19 protein-coding genes and 1 tRNA gene are annotated in these 21,295 nt (G+C 63.6%); 11 read left to right on the top strand and 9 right to left on the bottom strand.

The window, feature by feature from the left end; all coding sequences use genetic code 11:
- Positions 1-41 precede the first annotated feature (41 nt).
- Positions 42-1,190, top strand: a complete 1,149-nt coding sequence (locus J3B00_RS20005; protein WP_209870785.1) for an HPP family protein — start codon at positions 42-44, stop codon at positions 1,188-1,190.
- Here J3B00_RS20005 and J3B00_RS20000 read toward each other — a convergent pair.
- Positions 1,164-2,030, bottom strand: a complete 867-nt coding sequence (locus tag J3B00_RS20000) for a LysR family transcriptional regulator (RefSeq protein ID WP_209870782.1) — start codon at positions 2,028-2,030, stop codon at positions 1,164-1,166. The genes J3B00_RS20005 and J3B00_RS20000 overlap by 27 nt on opposite strands.
- 221 nt (positions 2,031-2,251) lie before the next feature.
- Here J3B00_RS20000 and J3B00_RS19995 point away from each other — a divergent pair, with 221 nt between their 5' ends.
- The gene (locus J3B00_RS19995; protein ID WP_209870779.1) at positions 2,252-4,141 is read left to right on the top strand and encodes a propionyl-CoA synthetase; all 1,890 of its coding nucleotides are present in this window, start codon (positions 2,252-2,254) and stop codon (positions 4,139-4,141) included.
- 9 nt (positions 4,142-4,150) lie between these two features.
- On the opposite strand, the gene zapE is transcribed toward J3B00_RS19995, so the two are convergent.
- Both zapE and J3B00_RS19985 read right to left on the bottom strand, forming a co-directional pair.
- Positions 4,151-5,230 (bottom strand): cell division protein ZapE, encoded by a 1,080-nt coding sequence (gene zapE, locus J3B00_RS19990; protein WP_209870775.1) that lies wholly within the window; start codon positions 5,228-5,230, stop codon positions 4,151-4,153.
- Between the two features lie 131 nt (positions 5,231-5,361).
- On the bottom strand, positions 5,362-5,604 hold the full coding sequence (locus J3B00_RS19985; RefSeq protein WP_209870772.1) for a DUF465 domain-containing protein: 243 nt from the start codon (positions 5,602-5,604) through the stop codon (positions 5,362-5,364).
- Positions 5,605-5,897: 293 nt separating this feature from the next.
- Between J3B00_RS19985 and J3B00_RS19980 the strand changes: the two genes are divergently transcribed.
- Positions 5,898-5,972: transfer RNA gene (locus J3B00_RS19980), tRNA-Gln, on the top strand.
- Between the two features lie 87 nt (positions 5,973-6,059).
- Here the strand turns inward: J3B00_RS19980 and J3B00_RS19975 are convergent.
- The 3 genes from J3B00_RS19975 to J3B00_RS19965 are packed head-to-tail and all read right to left on the bottom strand — an operon-like array spanning position 6,060 to position 11,170.
- On the bottom strand, positions 6,060-8,444 hold the full coding sequence (locus J3B00_RS19975) for a response regulator (protein WP_209870767.1): 2,385 nt from the start codon (positions 8,442-8,444) through the stop codon (positions 6,060-6,062).
- 11 nt (positions 8,445-8,455) lie between these two features.
- Complete coding sequence (locus tag J3B00_RS19970) at positions 8,456-8,917, bottom strand: response regulator (RefSeq protein ID WP_209870764.1); 462 nt, start codon at positions 8,915-8,917, stop codon at positions 8,456-8,458.
- Positions 8,918-8,932: 15 nt separating this feature from the next.
- On the bottom strand, positions 8,933-11,170 hold the full coding sequence (locus J3B00_RS19965) for an ATP-binding protein (RefSeq protein ID WP_245362595.1): 2,238 nt from the start codon (positions 11,168-11,170) through the stop codon (positions 8,933-8,935).
- 408 nt (positions 11,171-11,578) lie between these two features.
- Here J3B00_RS19965 and J3B00_RS19960 point away from each other — a divergent pair, with 408 nt between their 5' ends.
- The 7 genes from J3B00_RS19960 to J3B00_RS19930 all read left to right on the top strand — a co-directional run bounded on the left by J3B00_RS19960 (position 11,579) and on the right by J3B00_RS19930 (position 17,898).
- Complete coding sequence (locus tag J3B00_RS19960) at positions 11,579-12,085, top strand: spore coat U domain-containing protein (RefSeq protein ID WP_209875013.1); 507 nt, start codon at positions 11,579-11,581, stop codon at positions 12,083-12,085.
- A 31-nt stretch (positions 12,086-12,116) separates the two neighbouring features.
- A complete protein-coding gene (locus J3B00_RS19955; protein ID WP_209870758.1) occupies positions 12,117-12,650 on the top strand; it encodes a spore coat U domain-containing protein in 534 nt (177 codons plus the stop codon).
- A gap of 18 nt (positions 12,651-12,668) precedes the next feature.
- Positions 12,669-13,202 carry a spore coat U domain-containing protein gene (locus J3B00_RS19950; protein WP_209870754.1) on the top strand — a complete coding sequence of 178 codons (534 nt, stop codon included), beginning with the start codon at positions 12,669-12,671 and terminating at the stop codon, positions 13,200-13,202.
- A gap of 42 nt (positions 13,203-13,244) precedes the next feature.
- Positions 13,245-13,709 (top strand): spore coat U domain-containing protein, encoded by a 465-nt coding sequence (locus J3B00_RS19945; RefSeq protein WP_209870751.1) that lies wholly within the window; start codon positions 13,245-13,247, stop codon positions 13,707-13,709.
- A gap of 39 nt (positions 13,710-13,748) precedes the next feature.
- The gene (locus J3B00_RS19940) at positions 13,749-14,525 is read left to right on the top strand and encodes a molecular chaperone (protein ID WP_209870747.1); all 777 of its coding nucleotides are present in this window, start codon (positions 13,749-13,751) and stop codon (positions 14,523-14,525) included.
- A gap of 107 nt (positions 14,526-14,632) precedes the next feature.
- The gene (locus tag J3B00_RS19935) at positions 14,633-16,927 is read left to right on the top strand and encodes a fimbria/pilus outer membrane usher protein (protein ID WP_209875010.1); all 2,295 of its coding nucleotides are present in this window, start codon (positions 14,633-14,635) and stop codon (positions 16,925-16,927) included.
- Positions 16,924-17,898 carry a spore coat U domain-containing protein gene (locus tag J3B00_RS19930; RefSeq protein WP_209870744.1) on the top strand — a complete coding sequence of 325 codons (975 nt, stop codon included), beginning with the start codon at positions 16,924-16,926 and terminating at the stop codon, positions 17,896-17,898. The genes J3B00_RS19935 and J3B00_RS19930 overlap by 4 nt, the downstream gene beginning before the upstream one ends.
- A 76-nt stretch (positions 17,899-17,974) precedes the next feature.
- Here J3B00_RS19930 and J3B00_RS19925 read toward each other — a convergent pair whose 3' ends face one another.
- From J3B00_RS19925 to J3B00_RS19915, 3 genes are all read right to left on the bottom strand, one after another.
- Complete coding sequence (locus J3B00_RS19925; protein ID WP_209870742.1) at positions 17,975-19,123, bottom strand: M14-type cytosolic carboxypeptidase; 1,149 nt, start codon at positions 19,121-19,123, stop codon at positions 17,975-17,977.
- A gap of 85 nt (positions 19,124-19,208) precedes the next feature.
- A complete protein-coding gene (locus tag J3B00_RS19920; RefSeq protein WP_209870738.1) occupies positions 19,209-19,724 on the bottom strand; it encodes a DUF4880 domain-containing protein in 516 nt (171 codons plus the stop codon).
- 429 nt (positions 19,725-20,153) lie between these two features.
- Positions 20,154-20,468: a hypothetical protein gene (locus tag J3B00_RS19915; RefSeq protein WP_209870735.1), complete on the bottom strand. Its 315-nt coding sequence runs from the start codon at positions 20,466-20,468 to the stop codon at positions 20,154-20,156.
- A gap of 128 nt (positions 20,469-20,596) precedes the next feature.
- Here J3B00_RS19915 and J3B00_RS19910 point away from each other — a divergent pair, with 128 nt between their 5' ends.
- Positions 20,597-21,250: a S24 family peptidase gene (locus J3B00_RS19910; RefSeq protein WP_209870731.1), complete on the top strand. Its 654-nt coding sequence runs from the start codon at positions 20,597-20,599 to the stop codon at positions 21,248-21,250.
- Positions 21,251-21,295 lie beyond the last annotated feature (45 nt).

Genomic DNA, 21,295 nt, shown 5'->3' with positions numbered 1-21,295 from the left:
ACCATAACCCATCAACCCTCCAGAACACGACCCACTGCCCGATGTCTGCCTCGCGTCCCGAAAGTCGATTGCAGCGCCTGTTACCGGCGCCCCTGAATATCCCTGCCAAAGAATGGCTGCGCGCCGGAATCGGTGCACTGCTTGGCCTGTTCCTGGCCGGCTGGCTGTGCAGCATGGCCTATGGGCCGTCGATCGCCCTGCATCTGCTCGGCCCGCTGGCCGCCACCGCAGTGCTGGTGTTTGCCGTGCACGGCGGGCCGCTGGCGCAGCCGTGGCCGGTGCTCGGCAGTTACGCCGTGGCTGGCGCGCTGGGCCTGGCGCTGCGCCACGGCTTTGGCAGTGAACTGTGGGTCGCCGCCAGTGCGCTGGGGATCTCCCTGCTGCTGATGTGCCTGCTGCGTTGCCTGCACCCGCCAGGCGGCGGTGTCGCCGTCAGCGCGGTGCTGGCCGACCCCGGGCTGGTCGCGCTGGGCGATCACCTGCTCGAGCCGATCCTGCTCAACGTGCTGATCCTGATCGGCGTGGCGGTGCTCTACCACCGCCTGACCGGTGTGCGTTATCCCAAGGCAGCACTGCCGCGCAAGGATCTGCACCACACCCAAGATCCGCTACCGAGCGCGCGGGTCGGGATCAGCAGCGCCGACCTCGACCAGGCCCTGGAAGAGATCGGCGAGTATGTCGACGTCAGTCGCGATGAGCTCGAGCGGATCATTCTGGCCACCGAACAGCATGCCTTGCAGCGCAGCCTGGGAGGCATCACGGCCGCCTCGGTGATGTCGCGCGATATTCAGTTTGCCAGCCCGCAGACGACCCTCGACCAGGCCTGGAAGATGCTTGCCAGCCATCACCTGAAGACCCTGCCGGTACTCGACGGTGGACGCCTGGTGGGCATCGTCAGCCTCAGCGATCTGCTCGCCCCGGCGATGGCCCGTGGGCGCTTCAGTTGGCGCCACCGCAAACCGGTGCTGATGGAGCAGGTGATGAGCCGTCAAGTGATCAGCGTCAGCAGCCAGCATCCGCTGGAGCGGCTGTTGCCGCTGCTGAGCGAAGATGGCCTGCACTGCCTGCCGGTGCTTGATGGCGACAGCTTGGTGGGGGTGATTACCCAGACCGACCTTATTGCCGGCCTCAAACGGCACCTGCTCAATGCCGTCGCACGGCCTTCAGATCAGCGGGTCCCAGCGTTGTGACCAGTCGCTGGCGCCGGCTGCCACCAGCTGGCGGAGGATGCCGAAGGCCTCCTGCAGCGCCGCACTGTCGCGTTTGCGCGCATACACCAGGAAGGTTGGGTAGGTGAACTCGGGCGCTTGCGGCACGCGCTCGAAGACCCCGCTGTCCAGATAGGCCTGGACCACCCGAGTGCGGAAGTAGCCGCTGCCGCCCTGATCAAGAATGAACTGCAAGGCCAGCGGCCCAAGATTGAAACTCAGCGCCGCCCGCGCGCAGTCGGGCAGGGCGGCATCGTGCTGACGCCGGAAGGCTTCGCCCCAGTCGATATAGACGTACGGCTCGGGGCGATCGACGCGGCGGATGCGGATCAGTTTTTCTTCCATCAACTGCTCGACCTGTACGCCCGGGCCGTAGCTCGGCTGATAGACCAGCGCGGCATCCAGCAAGCCCATTTCGACCTTGCGCAGCAACGACTCGCCGTCACTCACTTCGCTGCGAATCGCATGGCTGGGCAGCTCGCGGTGCAGGGCGCTGACCCAGTCGAGCAGCATCGGGTTGCCCAGGCTTACCTCGGCGCCGATGTGCAGCAGTTGCTGGCAACCCTGTGGTAGCGGCAGGTCGCGGCGGGCCGCCTCCCAGGTCTGCACCAGCTGGTTGGCGTAAGTGACGAACGCCTCGCCATCGCTGGTCAGGCTGGCACCGTTGCGGCTGCGCACGAACAACTGACAACCCAGTTGCTGCTCCAGGCGCTGCACCCGCGCAGTGATCGCGGTCTGCGAAACAAACAAGCGCTCGGCAGCGGCGACCAGGCTGCCGCAGCGGACAATTTCCAGGAAGGTACGGGCCTGATCGATGTCCATGGCTGAGCTCGTTGATTGAAGTGGCGGCTATTCTAGAGCCTTCGCGCGGGCTTGGGGTGTTCAGGCTTGGCCAATCGCCATTCGACGCCAGGCGTTCGCTGTGCGCAGCCAGTGCGATTTTGCAGGTCGGTTGTGGACTTTAGTCCCATGGCAGCGGCGGGGCGACGGTCCATACTGGAGGCTCGCCCTTCAATAACAACAAGTACCGGGTTGCGACCGCCATGACTTATCAGCACAGCTACGCACGCTCCATTGCCGACCCTGAGGCCTTCTGGGCTGAGCAGGCCGACCACCTGGCCTGGCAGCGCAAGCCGCGCCTGACCCTGCAGAACAACCCCGACGGCAGCCACCGCTGGTTTGCCGACGGTCGCCTGAACAGCTGCTACCTGGCCCTCGACCACCAGATCGAACAGGGCCGTGGCGAGCAGACTGCGCTGATCTACGACTCGCCGGTAACCGTCGCTCAGCAGGCCTTCAGCTACCTGCAGCTAAGAGATGAGGTGGCGCGCCTCGCTGGCCTGTTGCGCGAGTTGGGCGTGCGCAAGGGCGACGGGGTGATCATCTACATGCCGATGGTGCCGCAGGCGGCGATGGCCATGCTTGCCTGCGCGCGGATCGGCGCGGTGCATTCGGTGGTCTTCGGTGGCTTTGCCGCCAACGAGCTGGCGCTGCGCATCGACGATGCCCGGCCAACACTGTTGCTGACTGCCTCGTGCGGGCTGGAATTCGAGCGGGTGATCGAGTACAAGCCGCTGGTCGATCGTGCCCTGCAACTGGCCAGGCATCAGCCCCGCCAGGTGCTCGTGCTGCAGCGCCCGCAGGCCCTTGCCACCTTGCAGCCCGGTCGCGACCTGGACTGGCAGCAGGCGCTGCAGAACGCCCAGCCGGTGGCACCGGTCGAGCTGGATGCCGGCGATCCGCTGTACATCATGTACACCTCCGGTACCACCGGCAAACCCAAGGGCATCGTTCGCGAAAACGGCGGCAATGCGGTCGCCCTGAGCTTCGCCATGCGCCATATCTACGGAATGCAGGCAGGTGATGTCTGGTGGGGGATTTCTGATGTGGGCTGGGTTGTCGGCCATTCGCTGATCGTCTACGGACCCTTGATGAGCGGCTGTACCACGGTGTTCTACGAAGGCAAGCCGATCCGGACGCCGGACGCTTCGGCCTACTGGCGGGTGATCGAACAGTACCGGGTCAATGCGCTGTTCTGTGCGCCCACCGCCATGCGCGCGATTCGCAAGGAAGACCCGGACGGCCGCCTGATTGCTGGCCATGACCTGAGCTCGTTGCGCCAGTTGTTCCTGGCGGGGGAGAAGCTCGACTCCAGTACCCATGAGTGGCTGGAGCGGGTCACCGGTAAACCGGTGCATGACCATTGGTGGCAGACCGAGACCGGCTGGCCGGTGACCGCACCTTGCGTCGGCCTTGAAGGCAGCGCAGCGCGCCCCGGCTCGAGCAACCGTGCCGTGCCGGGTTACCACGTGCAGGTGCTCGATGACGAGGGTCGTGTGCTGGGGCCGAACCAACAGGGCGCGATCGTCATCGCCTTGCCTTTGCCGCCCGGCTGCAGCCAGACCTTGTGGGGCGATCACCCGCGTTATCTGCAGGCTTACCTGCAGACCTACCCTGGCTATTACCACACCGGTGATGGCGGTTATCTGGATGACGACGGGTTTGTCTACATCATGGGTCGCACCGATGATGTGATCAACGTTTCCGGCCATCGCCTCTCGACCGGTGAGATGGAGGATCTGGTCGCCCGCCACCCGGCGGTGGCCGAGTGCGCGGTGATTGGCGTGCACGACGATATCAAGGGCCAGGTGCCGCTGGCGCTGGTGGTGCTCAAAGATGGCGAGGTAGTAGCCGAGCAGCAGTTGCAGCAGGAGCTGGTGGCCAGTGTGCGCGAGCAGATTGGCGCGTTGGCGTGCTTCAGCCAGGTGCGTCGGGTCAAGCGCTTGCCCAAGACCCGTTCCGGCAAGACCTTGCGTGCCGTGCTGCGCAAGATCGCCGATGGGGTAGCGTATGTGCCGCCTTCGACCTTGGATGATCCGGCGGTGCTGGGTGAGATCGAGGCGGTGCTGGCGGATTTGCCCAGGGCAGGGTGAGGGGCTGACTCAACAAGCGCTCGGTCCGATCTGATGCAGTTGCCCCAGTCGGCTGCGACTGCGCATCAGGTCGGCAAGCGCGCCGCCGAGGCTGACTTCCAGCGACTGACGGGCGATCACCACCAGCTCGCAATCCTGGTCGTACAGCACATCGACCAGATTGACGAAGCGCTGCTGCGCCGCCAGCGAGCACTCGGCCAGATCGTCAAGGCCGTCAATGATCCAGCGCTGATAACGTCCGGCCAGTTGCAGGTAGTCCACCACTGCGGTGGGCTGCTCGCACAGGTCAGCAAAACTGAACATCACCTGCCGTGCCGCGCTGGCCTGCGCCCGCAGTGGACGATTGTTCACCTCCAGCACCACCGGCTCGGCGGCCGGCAGTGCCAGTGCCCGGCGCTGCTCGGCGTCGCCCGGCCAGACATAGTGGCCTTGGGTAAAACGCTGGTGTGCGCGGTTGGCCGGCAGGCTGCGAAAGTCGGTGTCGCCAGCCACTTGCAGAACCTGCATGCGGCCGTTGATCAAACGGATCACCGGCAGGAAGCGCTGGTGATACAGCGGGTTGGGCAGCAGCCCTTCGGGCGCATAGTTGGAGGTCAGCACAAGCAGCACGCCGCGATCGAACAACGCCGTGAACAGCCGCGTGAGCAGCATGGCATCGCCAATATCGTGCACATGGAACTCATCGAAGCAGAGCACCTGGCAGGTGCCGATCAGCTCATCGAGCGTTGCCGCCAACGCGTCGTCCAAGGCGCGGTGGCGGTGCATGCCCTGGTGCAGTCGGGCAAAGAAGTCATGAAAGTGCAGGCGACGTTTGGCCTCTAGCGGCAGTGCCTGGAAAAAACCATCAAGCAACCAACTCTTGCCTCGGCCAACCGAGCCGTGCAGGTAGAGGCTGCGCGCCTGGCCCTGATCGAGCAGCGCCAACTGCTCGGCCATGCTGGCGATGACCTGCCGCTGGCCAGCGCTCAGGGTATAGCCACGCTCGGCAGCCTTGGCGTGGAAATAACTCAGCAGTTCGCTGTCGGCAGTCAGCTCGCCGCGCAGGCGTTGGCGCAGTTGGCGCAGCGGCGCAGGTATCCAGGCAGGCAAGACTCAAGCTCCTCGGTGGATAGGGCAGGGCGCAGCGTGCGCGAGGGTGACCATTTTGACCACTAGGTAAATGCGCAGGCAACCTTTGCCCTTTGCGATAGCGCCAATAATGGGCGGCTACCGCCCAGCGGCTAGGCCTTGAGCTCGAGCTGCCGCTCGATCATGTACTTGACCGCGAGCCGGCGCTCCTTGAGACGATGCAGGTCGTCATCGCTGGCGATGCCGGCCGAGATCGCCTCGGCGGCCAGCACCTGGTTGTCGATGTCGACGTAGTCATCGAGCAGGCGGTCCAGCTTGGGGTCATGCTGGCGGCGTTGCTGGATGATTTCTCGCGGGTAGTGCAGGTCCTGATAGAGGTCGTGGGAAACTGGCATGGTGCCCTCCTGGGCATGTTTTAAATGGCTCAAGAGGTTGGAAGGGCGAGTGCGGAAGGGGTTGTAGCGGGGCGACAGGCGGTTGTGGTTTGTCTGTTTCGGCCCCTTCGTGAGGAAGCCAATACCGGCCCCCGCGGACTAACCTGCTGTTTTTTTGAGATTTTTTTAAAAAAAAGCTTTGCAGGTTCAAGGTTTGTTGTTAAAGTGCCGCGCATTCCTCGACAGCAATCAAAACTGTCACTCACGAGGGATTGTCAGAACGACAGGTGCACAGCACTCGTCGCATCCGATACAGGGGCGTCGCCAAGCGGTAAGGCAGCAGGTTTTGATCCTGCCATGCGTTGGTTCGAATCCAGCCGCCCCTGCCATTTTCCTTCCTCGTTTCACCCGCGCTTAACCTTCAAATACTCCCCACTCGCTGAACTGCACTGAGCTGAAACGGCCGAGCTTCCTGCTCAGACCGCTCCCAGCAAATCGTTCAATGCCTGCGCCAATACCTGGGCCTGCACCGGTTTCTGGATCACCAGGCTGTCCGCCAGCTCCAGTCCCTGCAACTCGGCGTAACCGGTCAGGATCACCACCGGCAACTGCGGAAAGCGTGTGCGTGCTGCCAAGGCCAGCTGGGCGCCGTTGAATTCGGGCATGGCGAAGTCTGTCAGCAGCAAATCGATATCGTCGTCGAGCAGGGCCAGCGCTTGTTCTCCGCTGTGTGCCTGGCGCACCTGATAACCCTGCAGGCGCAGCACATCGCCAATCATGTCGCGCACCAGATGGTCATCGTCGACCAGTAGTACGGTACGGTCGCGACCAGCAGCCGGCAGCGTCTGCGGCGGGCTCGAGGGCGCTGTATCAAGGTCATGCGCATGCTTGTCTGCAGGCAGGTAGACCGACACCTGCGTGCCGCGCGCCGGCGCCGTGTCGATGCGCACACCGCCACCGGACTGCTTGGCAAAGCCGAACACCTGGGCCAGGCCCAGGCCGGAACCCTTGCCGATATCCTTGGTGGTGAAGAACGGCTCGAACACTTTGCCTACCACGTCCTCACTCATGCCACAGCCGGTGTCGCGGATCGACAGCATGACGTACTCGCCGGGTTCCGGGTCTTCCGGGCGCTGCGGGCGTTCGATGACTTCGGTATTGCGCGTCGACAAGGTCAGCTGGCCACCGTCGGGCATGGCGTCGCGGGCATTGATCGCCAGGTTGAGAATGATCATCTCGGTCTGGGTCGGGTCGGTCAGTGCCCGCCACAGGCTGTCGTCCAGGTCCAGGCGCACCGAAATATTGCCACCCAGGGTCCGGCGCAGCAGCTCCTCGAGCCCGGCCAGGGTCGAGTTGAGGTTCAGTGGCACCGGCTCCAGGCGTTGCCGGCGAGAGAACGCCAGCAGCTGCGAGGTCAGTTTGGCGCCGCGCTCACCGGCTTCGCGAATGTGCTGCAGGCGGCTGCGGGCCTTGTCGAAATTGCCCTTGTCCAGATCGCGTTCAAGAAAACTCGAGCCGGTCAGGATCACCGTCAGCAGGTTGTTGAAGTCATGCGCCACGCCTGCCGTGAGCTGGCCGACGGCCTCCAGGCGCTGCATCTGCTGCAGCGCGGCCTCGATGCGTTCACGTTCGTCGATCTGGTCGCGCAGGCGCGCGTTGGCATCGGCCAGGCCCATGGCCGACTCGCGCTCGCTGGTGATGTCGCGGGCGACTACGTAGAGCAGGGTATCTTCCGGTACCACCACCCACGACAGCCAGCGCTGCTGACCGCTTGCATGCTGGATGCGGCCGACGAAGCGGGCACTGGTGCGGCCATGGTCGAGGGCGCTCACCTCGGCAATAAACGCCGTTTGGTCCTGTTCAGGCAGTAATTGCAGGAGCGAGGTCTGCACCAGCCGCTCGCGAGAGATACCCAGCGTGGCTTCCCAGGCCGGGTTGAGCGCAACAGGGGAGAGGTCCTTGTGCAGTACGGCGAGCAAGTCCTGCGACAGCTCCCACGCTCTATCGCGTTCACGGGTGCGCAACTCGACCCGCTCGCCAAGCATCTCGTTGAGCTGCTTGAGGGCCTGGGTGGCCTGGCGCTGCTGGTGGATGTCCTGCAATACGCCGGAAAAGCGCACGCACTGTTCGTCGACGAACTGCGCCTGACCGCTGCTGAGCAGCCAGCGTGGCTCCAGGCCCAGCGGCTGCGGGATGCGGAACTCGACCCGGTAGCGGCCGTCACTGGTCGGCTGCATGGCATGGTTGACTGCCTCGCGGACCAGCTCGACATCTTCGGGATAGATCCCGTCAAAGAAGATGTCCATGCTCATTTCAGTGTCGGTGGGCACGCCGAACAGGGTCTTGCAGCGGTCGTCCCAGAGCAACACGCCATCCTCGGGGTGCAAATCCCAGGTGCCCATGCCGGCCGCATCGATGGCGATGCGTGCGCGTGCCTCGACTTCAGCCAGGGCCTCTTCAGCACGCCGACGACGCTGGCGCTCGTGCACCTCGGTCAAGGCCCGGCGTACCGCCTTGGGCAACAACGGCAGGTTTTTCTTCAGCACATAATCGGTAGCCCCGAGGCGGATCATCTCCACCGCGTGCTCTTCGCCATAGATGCCGGAGAGGAAGATGAACGGCACGTCCGCAGCCAGGCGCTGGGCAATCGCCAGCACCTCGGTGCCGGATGAACCGGGCAGCACGCAGTCGCACAGGATCAGGTCAAAACTGCCCTCGCGCAGCGCGTGCTCCACGCCGATATGGTCGAACACCAGCTGCGACTGGATCTGCAGGCCGCTGCGCTCCAGGCGCAGCAAGGTTAGCTCGGCATCCATCGAGCTGTCTTCGACCATCAGCAGCCGCAGTGGGCTCGGCAGCATTGGCGCCAGGCTCAATTGTTGCCGCGCCGGTTCAGGCGCAACGAGCCGGGGGGCGGCTCGTTGAGTACCGCCCAGAACACCCCGAGGTCGGAGATTGCCGCAACGAATTCCTTGAACTCGACGGGCTTGACCACGTAGGCGTTGACCCCCAGTTCATAGGCTCGGAGCAGGTCCGGTTCTTCGCGCGACGAGGTCAGCATCACCGTCGGGATGCTGCGCAGCTCGGCGGTGGCGCGCACGTCCCTGAGCACCTCGAGGCCGTCGACCTTGGGCAGCTTGAGGTCGAGCAGGAGCACCGCCGGGTTGCCGCCGTCGCGGTCGGCATAGGCGTTGCGGCGCAACAGGTAATCGAGCGCCTCGGCGCCATCGCGCAAGACGATGACTTCGTTGGCCAGCTGGCTGCGCTCCAGCGCAAGGAGGGTCAACTCCAGGTCCCTAGGGTTGTCTTCTACCAAAAGGATTGGCTTGAGCATGATCGTACGGTTGCCTCAGGTATTGATGGGCTTGCTTGGAAGCGTGAAATGAAAGCTGGCGCCTTGGTCGATCTGGCCGTCAGCCCAGACCCGACCATCGTGCCGTTCAATGATCCGCCGCACAGTGGCCAGGCCAATGCCGGTGCCTTCGAACTCTTCCATGCGGTGCAGGCGTTGGAACACGCCAAACAGCTTGCCGGCGTAGGCCATGTCAAAGCCCACGCCGTTGTCGCTGATGAAAATCTCGGTCTCGTTTTCCAGTTGCCGCGCGCCGACGGTGATCCGTCCAGGCGAGCGGCCACGGGTGTACTTGATCGCGTTGGAAATCAGGTTGTGCAGGACCATGTTGATGAACGCCGGGTCGGCGATCACGGTCGGCAGCGGGGCGATCTCCCAGACGATTTCGCGGCCGGCCAGGTCTGGGGCCATCTCGCTGCGGATCGACGCCACCAAGGTGTTCAGGTCGACGTCTGACAAGCGCAGGGCGGAGCGGCCCATCTGCGAGAAATTGAGCAGGTTGTCCACCAGGGAGCCGGCAAAATGCGCAGATTCTTCGATGTGCTTGAGAAAACGTCGGCCGCGCTCGCTGAACCCGCCGCCCTCGATCTCGCCGAGCAGTTCGGTGTAGCCGGCAATATGCCGCAGCGGTGCGCGCAGGTCGTGTGACACGCTATAGGAGAAGGCTTCGAGCTCTTTGTTCGAACGGTGCAGTTCGCCGGCCAGCTGGGCCAGTTCTTCGGCTTTGCGCAGAACAATACCAAACACCGCACCGCGCAGTTCCTGCACGCCTTCGATGATCAGTGGATCCCAGGGCTTGCAGAAGCCGCTGAGCTGCTCTTGCCACTGTTCGAAACTGTTGCGCGGATCCAGCCAGCCCTGGGGGTTGATGTGTTTTTCCGGGCGCCCCGCCCAGTTGACGACGCGCGTCTGCTCGGGGCGGAACCAGATCAGGTAATGCGAGTGAATCTGCGAAATCGACACTGCCAGCAGCCCGCCGGCGTGCTCGGCAAGCTCCGGCAGTGCGTCGATGTCGCGGCGAATATTGTCGGTATGGAAGACCTCGCCGCGTCCTGCCAGCCAATCGACCAAGGCGTCGACTTGTGCCTGTGGCGGCGTGGTGCCGATCAGGTCGCATTGCTCGGCGGATATGACCGCCGCGCCACAGGCCCCGGCGAACTCCAGCAAGACCTTGGGCATCACCCGCAGACCTTGGCTGACGCTGTCGTGGTTGGCCATCGAGCCCAGCATCATCACACTGCGCTGGCGCATGTCGAGCAGTGTCTGGGTACTGGTATGCGCCTCGCGCGACTCGATCTGCAACGACAGCACGCTGCCCAGCAGTTCACAGGCAGTACGCGTGGGCAGGTCGACCCGGTGCGGTTGCTCATGGTGACAGGAAATCAGCCCCCACAATTGGCCATCGACCACGATCGACAACGACATCGACGCCAGGGTGCCCATGTTGCGCATGTACTGCAGGTGCACTGGCGATACCGCGCGCAGGGCCGCAAAGCTCATGTCCAGCGGCTTGCCGGTGCGCGGATTGCGGGTTGGCAGTAGCGGCGAGGCGACGTAGTTGGCGTCTTCGATCACGCGGATACGGTTGACCCGATACAACTCTCGCGCCTGACGCGGGATGTCCGAGGCCGGGAAGCACAGGCCCAGGTAGCTCGGGTAACCGGGGTCGGCGACTTCGGCGAGGACCTCGCCATTGCCCTCGGCATCGAAGCGATAGGCCTTGACCCGACCAAAGCCGGTGATGCGCTTGATCTGCAGCACGGACTGCTGGAGGAGGTCTTCAATGCAGTCGGCCTTGTGCACGCTGCTGACGAAGGCACGTACCAGCGGATAGTAGTCGCCCTGACCGGCCGGGCCGCTGGCGGCGCGCATGGGTTCGAATTCGGTGATCAGCACCTGGTCGTGGCGGTGCACCAGCACCCGCAGGCGAGGACCGCCGTGGCGCAACTGCACGTCGCCAATATGGAACGGGAAGACTTCTTCATCGGGCAGGTACTGCAGATGGGCGCGCAGGTCGAAGCCCTCGCTGACCAGCTCGGGGAAGGCACAGCCGAGCACTTCCTGGGCCGGCAGGCCGAGCCAGCGCTCAGCGTTTTCGCTGGCCTGGAGGATGCGCAGTTCCTGCTCGTCGAGCACCAGCAGGAAACCCTGCGGCTGAATGCTGCCCGGGACCTGGATCGGTTCCTGGGCACAGCGTTCGACCGCCTGGTCGAGCGCGTTCTGGGCAGTAGTCAAAGGGTTTTCTCCTGTTGGTTCCGTCCACGCATGGCGGAAGGCGCATGGCACAGGATGTTTCATAGCCACGATATCAGAATGTCTTTAGCGTTGCCGGCATATGGCCATTTGAGGGGCGAGAAGTTCAGGGGTTCGATTCAGCGATCAGAAAATTTTCCGGCTGGGGCTGTTGGGTGGCCAATCAGGGCCTCTTCGCGGGGCAAGCCCGCTCCTACAGGATTTGCACAGACCCTGTAGGAGCGGGCTTGCCCCGCGAAGAGGCCCTGATTGGCGCACCGCAAGGGTGCTAACCCCTTGTAACTAATGCCAAGGAAGGACCCCGAAGCCCTGCCACGAGTCCCCGCGACTGCTAACCTCAAACTCGTACCTACAAACAGGAATAACAAGGTGAAGGGATGCTTTGTGGCCATGTTGTCGGGCCTGTTGTTGAGCGCCAGCACCCAGGCGGCAGACTTTCTCGTAGAGGTGCGGGTGCAGGTGCAGCGGGGCTGCATGCTGGTCAACCAGCAACGTGACGCGGGTGCACAAACGCTGGGCCGGATCGACCTCGGCCAGGCCGCGCGCCTGGACGGCCCAGGTGCGCCGCTTACAGGTGTGCTCGTCAGTCAGCGCCCGCCGCGGCTGGAATGCAACCCCGATACGGCCTATCAGATTCGCGTCGATGGCGGCCAGCATGGCGGCGTCGGCGACCTGCGTTTTCTGGCCAGCGACGACCGCCAGGCCAAGCCCATCCCCTATCGCCTGTACCGTGATGCCGCCTGGCGCCAGCCGCTGAGCGTCGACACCGCGCAATCGGCGCGGGTCCCCGACAGCGGTTCGGTGGACCTGCCGCTGTATGCCCGGATCGACCGCTTGGCCTGGGTGCCGCGCCCAGGCCTGTATGGCGATCTGTTGAAAGTTACCGTCACCTGGTAAGGACACTGCCCATGGACAAGGACGTCGCACCATGAACCGCACTTCGATCCTCCTGCTCAGCCTCGGCCCCTTGCTGCTGCCCAGCAGCCTGGCGCATGGCACCAGCAGCGGTTTCATCGAGGCGCGCCTGGTGATCAGCGCGGCCTGCCAGATAAGCAGTGACCAGCAGCCCGCCACGCTCGGCAATCCGGGGCTGATGGATTTCGGTGCGCGAGGCCCGAGCTGGGACCAGCCGCTGCTTGGCCAGGTCGACGAAGCGGTCGGCGATGGCGGCCTGCAGATCAGTTGCACACCGTCGGTGCGGGCTTTCAGCGTGCGCATCAATGCTGGCCAGAACGGCAGCGACGGTGTGCGCCGGCTGAGCAATGGCCGCGAACTGATCCCCTATCAATTGGCGGTCGACCCCAATGGCAACAGCCGCTATGCGGTGGGCCAGGCGCGCAACTTCACCGTCAGCAGCACCCAGCAGATTCCCATCCCGATCTACGGCGTGGTCATCGCGCAGCCGCGCGCACTGCCCGCAGGTCTTTACGTCGACACCCTGAGCGTGACCCTGGACTGGTAGCACCCCAAGGAGATTCCCATGCGCACGAACGTCACTTGCTCCATCTTCGCCGGCCTCGGCCTTGTACTGGCCGTCCAGGCGCATGCCGAAACGGTCACCGGCTCGATCAATTCGACCTTGACCCTGACCGCGGCCTGTCAGGTCAATGGCAGCTCCGGTACCTCAGGGCTGGACTTCGGTACCCTCGATTTCGGGACCACCGATGCGTTGTTCGGCACTGCCAACGCCCAGGTCTTTGGCTCTGGCGGCGGCGCTTTGAGCGTAGTGTGCTCAAGCGGCACCACGCCCTCGATCCGCGTGCGGGCGGGGGCCAATGACGGCCAGTCGGCAGGGGGCACGCGCGCCTTGTCCGACGGCAACAACAATTATGTGCCGTACGATTTCTACACCGACGCCGGGCGTACCCAAGTGCTGGCAATCGACGGCACCATTAATTTGCCGATCAGTACCGGGGAGGCCCAGACGGTCGACCTGTATGGCCAGGCGCGCGGCAAGGCAGGGCTGCCTGCGGGCACCTACAGCGACACGGTTTCAGTCGAGCTGACGTTCTGAGTCGTGGCCGCTTGGGCGCGGTGTGGCGCGACCTGTCTGGGCATGCTGCTGGCACTGCCGCTAGGCGCTGCCACCACCAGCACGTTCCAGGTCAGCGCGCAGATCGTCGCGGGATGCCTCGTGGTGGGCGGGGTGAGCAACTACGGCACGTTGGACTTCGGCACACGGTCGGCGCTGTCCACGGCAACGCTCAGTACGTCGCTCGGAGGCACCACAGTGACCTTCCAGTGCACGCCTGGGGTAGCCCTGAGCATGGCGCTCAACGGTGGCCAGAACAGCGCCAGCGGTACCCGCAACCTCAAACGCAGCAATGGTAGCCAACTACTGGCCTACCAACTGTATCGCGACGCTGCCTTTTCGCAGGCCCTGGCTATCGGCCAGAGCGTTGCGCTCAGTTACACCGATCCGAACGCGATCAAATTGCCGGTGTACGCGCGCACTCAGTTGAGTGGGCGATTACCGGCCGGGACTTATACCGATGTGGTGCAAGTGACGGTGACCTGGTGAACAGCTCGTCGTTCATGACTAGAGCCAAAGGAGAGCGGCATGTGGGCACGCGCGAAGTGGGCGCAAGCAATGATCGGTTTACTGTGGCTGGCAAGCCTGCCAGCGGGGGCGGCAACGTCGGTGCTGATCTGGCCGATCGACCCGGTGCTTGAGGCCGACCAGAAGGCCGGCGCGCTGTGGCTGGAAAACCGTGGCTCGACGCCCGCCAACCTTCAGGTGCGGGTGTTTGCCTGGCGCCAGGGCGAGTTCGAAGAGCAGTTCCAGGCGCAACGGGAAATCATCGGCAGCCCGCCGGTTGCCAACATTGCCCCGGGGCAAAAGCAGCTGATCAGGCTAACCCGCACCGGCGTTGCGCCTGCCGGCCAAGAGCAGGCCTATCGCATCATCATCGACGAGATTCCCTCACCGATACCGGCCGACGCCGGCAGCCAGGCACCGATGGCAGCGATTCGCCTGCAGATGCGCTACTCGGTGCCGCTGTTTGTCTACGGCGAGGGCCTGTGGGGCAAGCCTGACCCGGCTGGCAAACGCAGTGCCGATGGAGTCGGCAAGCCGCAGCTGAGCTGGCGCCCGGTGACGGTGCAGGGCAAACCCTATGTCGAGCTGCGCAACACCGGCCCGGTCCATGCGCGCTTGACCGATGTGGTGCTGCAACAAGGTAGCCAGGAAAAACCCGTGGTGGAGGGCTTGCTCGGTTATGTCTTGCCGGGGGCAAGCATGCGCTGGCCGGCACCGACTGCGCTCAGTCCGGCCAGCGTACTCAAGGGCCGGGTCAACGGCCAGGACACTGCCCAGGCGATCAGCGCGGGGCGTTGAGACACCTCTGAATTGACGTCAGGGCCCATGGAGGACCCGACAATGGCTGGAAGCCGTGTGTGAAAGGACTGTTGCTGGCGACACGCCAGGTGTGGCTGGGCTTGCTGATGCTAGGGCCGGGCATGGCCGTGGCCGACAACCTGCCGCCGCCACCGGGCGAATCGGCAGCCATCGCCGATGCCACGCTGTACCTCGATCTGTTGGTGAACCAGATGCGCAAGGCTGAACTGGTCCCTGTGCAGCAGCGTGCCGGCCGGCTGTTCATTGACAGCGACGTCTTGCGCGCTGCCGGCATCAGCCTGCCGGGAGAGCCTCAGGGTGAGCTGGCCGTGGATGCCTTCCCGGCCATGCATGCCGATTACGACAGCCAGAACCAGCGCCTGTTATTGCAGGTGCCGGCAGCCTGGCTGCCCGGCCAGCAGGTGGGTGAGCGCACCCTGTACCCGGCCAGCGACGCGCAGAGCAGCTTTGGCGCGCTGTTCAACTACGACCTGTACCTGAACGACACCGACGAAGGCGGCAGTTATCTGGCCGCCTGGAACGAGCTGCGGCTGTTCGACAGCTGGGGCACTTTCACCACCACCGGGCAATGGCGGCAGTCGTTCAATAGCGCCCCCGACAGCGGTACCCGCGAGGGCTTCCTGCGTTACGACAGCACCTGGCGCTATACCGACGAACAGCGCCTGCTGACCTTTGAGGCGGGCGATGTGATCACCGACGCATTGCCCTGGAGCGGCTCGGTGCGCATTGGCGGGTTGCAACTGTCACGCGACTTTGGCGCGCGGCCTGACCTGGTCACCTATCCACTGCCGGCGTTCGCCGGCGAAGCGGCGGTGCCGACCTCGCTCGACCTGTTCATCAATGGCTACAAGAGCAGCACCACCGAACTGCAGCCAGGGCCTTACACCCTGACCAACGTGCCGTTCATCAACGGCGCCGGCGAGGCCGTGGTGGTCACCACCGATGCCTTGGGCCGACAGGTCTCGACCACCTTGCCGTTCTATGTCACCAGCAGCTTGCTGGCCGAGGGCCTGAGCGACTTTTCCGTGGCCGCCGGCAGCCTGCGCCGCGACTACGCCGTGCGCGACTTCAGCTACGGCCCGGGGGTTACCTCGGGCAGCCTGCGCTACGGTCTGAGCGACAGTTTCACCGTCGAGACCCACGCCGAAGCGGCCGAGGGCCTGATGCTGGGCGGCTTGGGCGGCAACCTGCGCCTGGGTACCTTTGGCGTGCTCAACGCCGCGGTGACGCAGAGCAGCTTTGACGGCGAGAAGGGCCAGCAGCTGGCGTTTGGTTATCAATACAACAGCCAGCGCCTGGGCTTCAGTTATCAACGCCTGCAACGCCATGGCGACTATGCCGACCTGTCTCGGGTAGACACCCCCGACATGCTCCTTTCCGAGCGCAGTGAGCAGGTCACCCTCAGCCTCAACCTGGACCGCTACGGCAGCCTGGGCGCCGGCTATTTCGACGTCAGCGCCGGCGATGGCTCGCGCACCCGGCTGCTCAACCTGAGCTGGAGCAAGCCTTTGTGGGGCGCCAGCAGCCTGTACCTGTCAGCCAATCGGGAGATCGGTGACAGCCAGTGGGCAATGCAGGCGCAACTGGTGATCCCTTTCGACCTGCTCGGCAGCCTGGCCTTGAGCATGGAGCGCAGCAAGAGTGGCGAGCGCCAGCAGCGGGTCAACTACAGCCGCTCGGCGCCGGTAGGCGGGGGTGTAGGGTTCAACCTGGGTTATGCCGATGGCGACCGCGAGGCGTATCGCCAGGCCGACGTTACCTGGCGCTTGCAGTCGGTGCAGTTGCAGGCTGGGGCTTATGGCAGCAGCGGTGCGATGACCCGTTGGGCAGATGCGACGGGGTCGCTGGTATGGATGGACGCCGGAGTATTTGCGGCCAACCGCATCGACGATGCGTTCGTCGTGGTCAGTACCGGCGGCTATGCCGATGTGCCGGTGCGCTACGAGAATCAGATCGTGGGCCGAACCGACAGCAACGGTCACTTGCTGGTGCCCTACAGCAGCGGCTACTACCGCGGCAAATACGAGATCGACCCGATGGAGCTGGCGGCCGACATTCTCGCGCCGCAAGTCGAACAACGGGTGGCGGTGCGCCGAGGCAGTGGTTACCTGCTCGAATTCCCCCTCAAGCAGGTGCTGGCGGCGAGTATTGTCCTGGTCGACGGCAATCAGCAGGTGCTCAAACTGGGCAGCCAGGTCACCCACGAAGAGAGCGGCAGCCAGGCCGTGGTGGGCTGGGACGGGTTGGTCTACCTGGAGAATCTCTCGGCGCACAACCGCCTGCGCGTGCAGGTCGCGGAGGGTGGCCAGTGCCAGGTCGAATTCGACCTGCCTGAAGGGCAGGGGCCGATCCCGCTGATCGGCCCGCTGGTGTGCCAATGAAGCGCCTTGGTCAGGGCTTGGCGCTGCTTGGTCTGCTAGTGGCTGGGCCGTCGTGGGGGCTGTGCAACATGGTCGATACCAGTCCGGTGAGCTTCGGCACGGTCAACTCGACCTTGGTCCGCAGCACAGTGCAGAGCGCCTCCAGCCTGAATGCGGGGTTGCAGTGCACCGGATCCTTGTTGAGCCTGCTGAGCGCCAACGATCACTTCTACGCCACCATCAGTTCGGCCACCGGTAGCAACGGCCTGGTTGGGCCCAGCGGCGATGTCATCCCGTACACGCTGTATGCCAATAACAGCACCAGCTTTCCGATTACCCGGGGGGTTGCCTTTGACTTCGCCCGCAATGGCATCCTGGACCTGCTCGGATTGCTCAACGGCACAACGCCCAAGACCGTGCCGATCTACCTGCGCACCAGCATCGGCGCAAATGTCGCCGCGGGCGTATACCAGGAGACACTGAACGTGGGCTGGGTGTGGAACTACTGCTCAGGGATCGGGATCGGCTCCATCTGCGTTGGTCGCGATCAAGGCTTTGGTAGCCGTACCCTGTTGGTCACCCTGACGGTGACCAACGACTGTCAGATCACCACACCCAACATCGTCTTCAACAGTGCGCCGGTGGTGAGTGGTTTTGGCACGGTGAGCCAGAGCATCAACATCTCCTGCACCAAGGGCAGTAACTACACGGTGGGGTTGGACGATGGGCAGAACGGCGCGGCGGGCAGGCGGCGGATGAAGTCGGCGGCCAACAACTACCTGGCCTATGACATTTTCAAGAGTGCCGGGGCGGTACGCTGGGGATCGCTCAGCAGTGCCAGGCGGGCGAGCAGCGATGCCAATGTGAACCCTGGGCCCGGGACGGGGACGGGCAGCCAGGTGTTCAACTATAACGCCAAGGTCTACACCGACCAGGCCACACCGCCAGCGGCGACGTATACCGATAGCGTAATCCTGGATGTGCAGTTCTAAGGATAGGTATATAGCTGTGCCGACCTCTTCGCAGGACCTGTAGGAGCGGGCTTGCCCCGCGAAGAGGCCGGAACTGTCAGCGCAAATCGCCAACCATTTTCGCCAAGGTTTCCAACACCGCCCCCGCCAACGCCTTCGAGCGCTCGCCAGACCAGCCGGTCAGCGCATTGGGCGCATCGTCATGGTCCTTGAACGGCATCTCCAGGGTCAGCGACAAGCAGTCATACGCCTGGCCCACGGCATTGCAAGCCAGGGTCATGTTGGCCTGCCCCGGCTGGTCGCGGGTATAGCCATGCACCGTTTGAAAGTCTGCGGTCACGCTGCACAACGTGCGGCGAAACTGCTCTTCGAGCTTCTCAATCCGCGGGCTGTAGCCCGGATTACCTTCACACGCCGCGGTGAATACATGCGGGATCTCTTCATCACCATGCACGTCGATGAACGCATCCACGCCGTACTGCTTCATCTGCGCCTGGGCGAAGAACACCTCGGGGCTGAATTCGACACTGGCGTCCTGCCAGGCGCGGTTGAGGTCCTTGCCCTTGAAGTTGGTGCGCAAATGGCCAAGAAAGGCGCCGTCGGGGTTCATGTTGGGGATCAGGTACAGATCGGCCTTGGCCAGCAGCGCCTGGACTGTCGCATCGTTGCCTTCGAGGCGATCGATCACGCCTTCCATGAACCATTGCGCCATGTGTTCGCCGGGGTGCTGCTGGGCGATCAGCCACAGCTTACGCTTGCCCGCAGCGCCATCGCCGGCGCGCAACAGCGGGATGTCACGGCCCTGCACACTGCGACCGCCGGCCAGCAGTTCAACCCCGGGCAACTGCCGGGCGCGTTCGATCAACTGGTTATGCCGCGCGCGCGGGTAGGGCTCGAAATAGGCGAACCACGCCTGCGGCTGCTCGGCGTTCAACTCGAACAGCAGCGCCTGGCCGTCGAACTGACTGGCGACGCGGAACCAGCGTTTCTGGTCGTAGGAGGCCACCGCCTGATAGCCGTGCCAGGCATTCTTGTAGGAAGACTGGCCAACATTGTCGAGGCTGAAGCGATGGGTCTGGCCGGTAGTCAGGCCGTCGACCTTGAAGTGGAACCACTGGAAGTGGTCACTGTGGCTATCCGGGCGGATGGCCAGGTGCACCCGGCGCGGGTCGCTGGCGTCCAGTACCTGGATATTGCCGGAATCGAAATCGCAGTCGATCTGCAGGGGGGACAGCGTCACGGTCATCGCCAGGCTCCTGTGGCTTTTGTTGTGACGTTACTCTACACCCCTGCGCCGGCGATGGGGCGCAGCAGGCGATATTGCCGCTGGCTCAGGCCCAGTAAGCCAAGGCGAGCAGGGCGGCGACGCCCAGGCTGACGGCTAGCGAACACCCTCCCAGCGACAACGCGGCCCGACCTTGCCGGTACCAGCCGTCATGGCCCAACTGGCGTGCCGGGGCAAGCAGGCTGCGCCAGCGCAGTTCGGTGTCGTGGAAGGCCTGCAGGTGCTCGGGCGCAGCATCCAGCCAGCGGCGAAAATCAATCCGCTCGCTGGCGGTTACCAACGGGCTCTGCAAGCGCACGTACCACTGGCCGGCCACGTTGGCCAGCGCATCACCACGCGGGCGGGCAGTTTGCAGCGCCTGGTTCATGTGGCGTTCGATGCTCAGCAGGGGCAGGTCGAGGCGCTCGGCCAGGCTGGCGAAATCCAGTTGATCGAGCCGGTTAAGCAAAAACACTTGCTGCACGCGCCGCGGCAGGCGCTTGAGGCTGTGCAGCAGGTCATGCTCGGTCGCGGACGATTCTGCGTGATGGGCGTGTTCAAGGGGCAGCAGCAGGCGGGTCATGTATTGCTCCTTGCTCAGGTGTAGGGGGGCATCTTCCCTGATGCGCAGCAAGCTTAATCGTAACGAGATTGATTCTCAAGTGCTGTTTGCGCAAAACGCTGTAACAACCATTCACCAAATGTCACACCTTTGCTATCATCGCGGCCATTCAAGCGGTAACCCTTCTTCATTAGCCTGAAGAGCCAAAAAAAAGACCCGGCAAAAAGCCGGGTCAAAAACCGTGATTAGCCTGATGAGGAGATAATCTGAGAGTCCGACCTAAGGTCTCCAGGTTATCCAGCGGGTCTCGCGACCTGCTGAGTGCAATAATAATCGTTATCATTTGACAGTCAAATGATATTTGTTCAATCCGGTAAAATTATTTACCGGTGCACCTCCTCTGTCCCGGCAATCGGGGCCATTGCCGTCAGTCGGCTAGCACGTACCTCCCTATACCTCCTGTGATTGAACTGCCCTCTTGTGCTCTAGCAGCGACCTGGCCATGTTGACCATGTGCATCAGCGCGAGCGTGACTTCGCGGGCCATGCCGTCTTGATGGCAGGCTGTTTCGTGCGCAGTGGCTGCAGCGCAGCGCAGTAACGCCAGCGCATGGTCGTGCGCCTCGCTGGCGGAGACGCCCGGTTGCAACGTCCAGACCTTGTTATCGAGGTTGGGCCGCGGTGGGGTGGGGTTGAGGTAATAGTCGAGCGCGCGGCGGGCGGCTTCACTGTCGAGATTTGTATCGTCGTTATTCTGCGAGTTCATCTGGTTACCTTCGATTCCCTTTCAAGGATAATGAATCCCGAGCATAGGTCAGTCTGTATTATTTCGCTCTGCCAAGATAATTCACAATGTGTATTGAACGGTTTAGTACAGTCCGTATTGTTCTGCGCATGGAAAACTGGAATGAGTTCCTCGCGCGCTACAAGCGCGAGCACAAGCTGAGTCAGATCAAGCTCGCCGAGCGCCTGCAGATGACCCAAGGTGGTGTTGGGCATTGGCTGCGGGGTACGCGCAAGCCCACCTTGAAGACCATCAACGAAAAGCTTGAAGCACTCGGGTTGGTGTACCTGAGTGCGCAGGTGATGGTGGTCGAGCGCGATGTGGTTCGCGAAAGCCAAGGCACCTATGGTGTAGGCCGGCCGCTATCGGCCGAAGCGCTGCGCTATGCCAGCTTTCGGTTTCCGCTGCTGCGCTGGGCGGATCTGCAAGGTGAGCTGCCGGCCAGCAGCGAACAGCAAGAGCAGACCGACTACTTGCCGGCGGGCAACGCCTTCTGGTTGCCGGTGGAAAACGACTCGATGAATGCGCCGAGCGGCAAGAGCGTACCCGAGGGGATGCTGGTGCTGGTCGACACGGGCCTTGAGGTTGAGCCTGGGAGGTTGGTGATTGCGCGTCAGCCGGGTAAATCAGCGGTGCTGCGCCAGCTGATCGAGGAGGGCGGGGAGCGGATGCTCAGGCCATTGAATACGCGTTATCCGACCGTGCTGTGTGAGGCCGGGTGTGAGTTTCTTGGCGTGGTGGTGCGGGTGCACGGGGTTTTCTAGGCTTGAGATTGCTGGGGCTGCTGCGCAGTCCCAGCGCGCTCAAGT

It is taken from the genome of Pseudomonas sp. BP8 (assembly GCF_017875955.1).
Classification (GTDB): Bacteria; Pseudomonadota; Gammaproteobacteria; order Pseudomonadales; family Pseudomonadaceae; genus Aquipseudomonas.
This window is presented reverse-complemented; position numbering and strand designations above follow the sequence as displayed.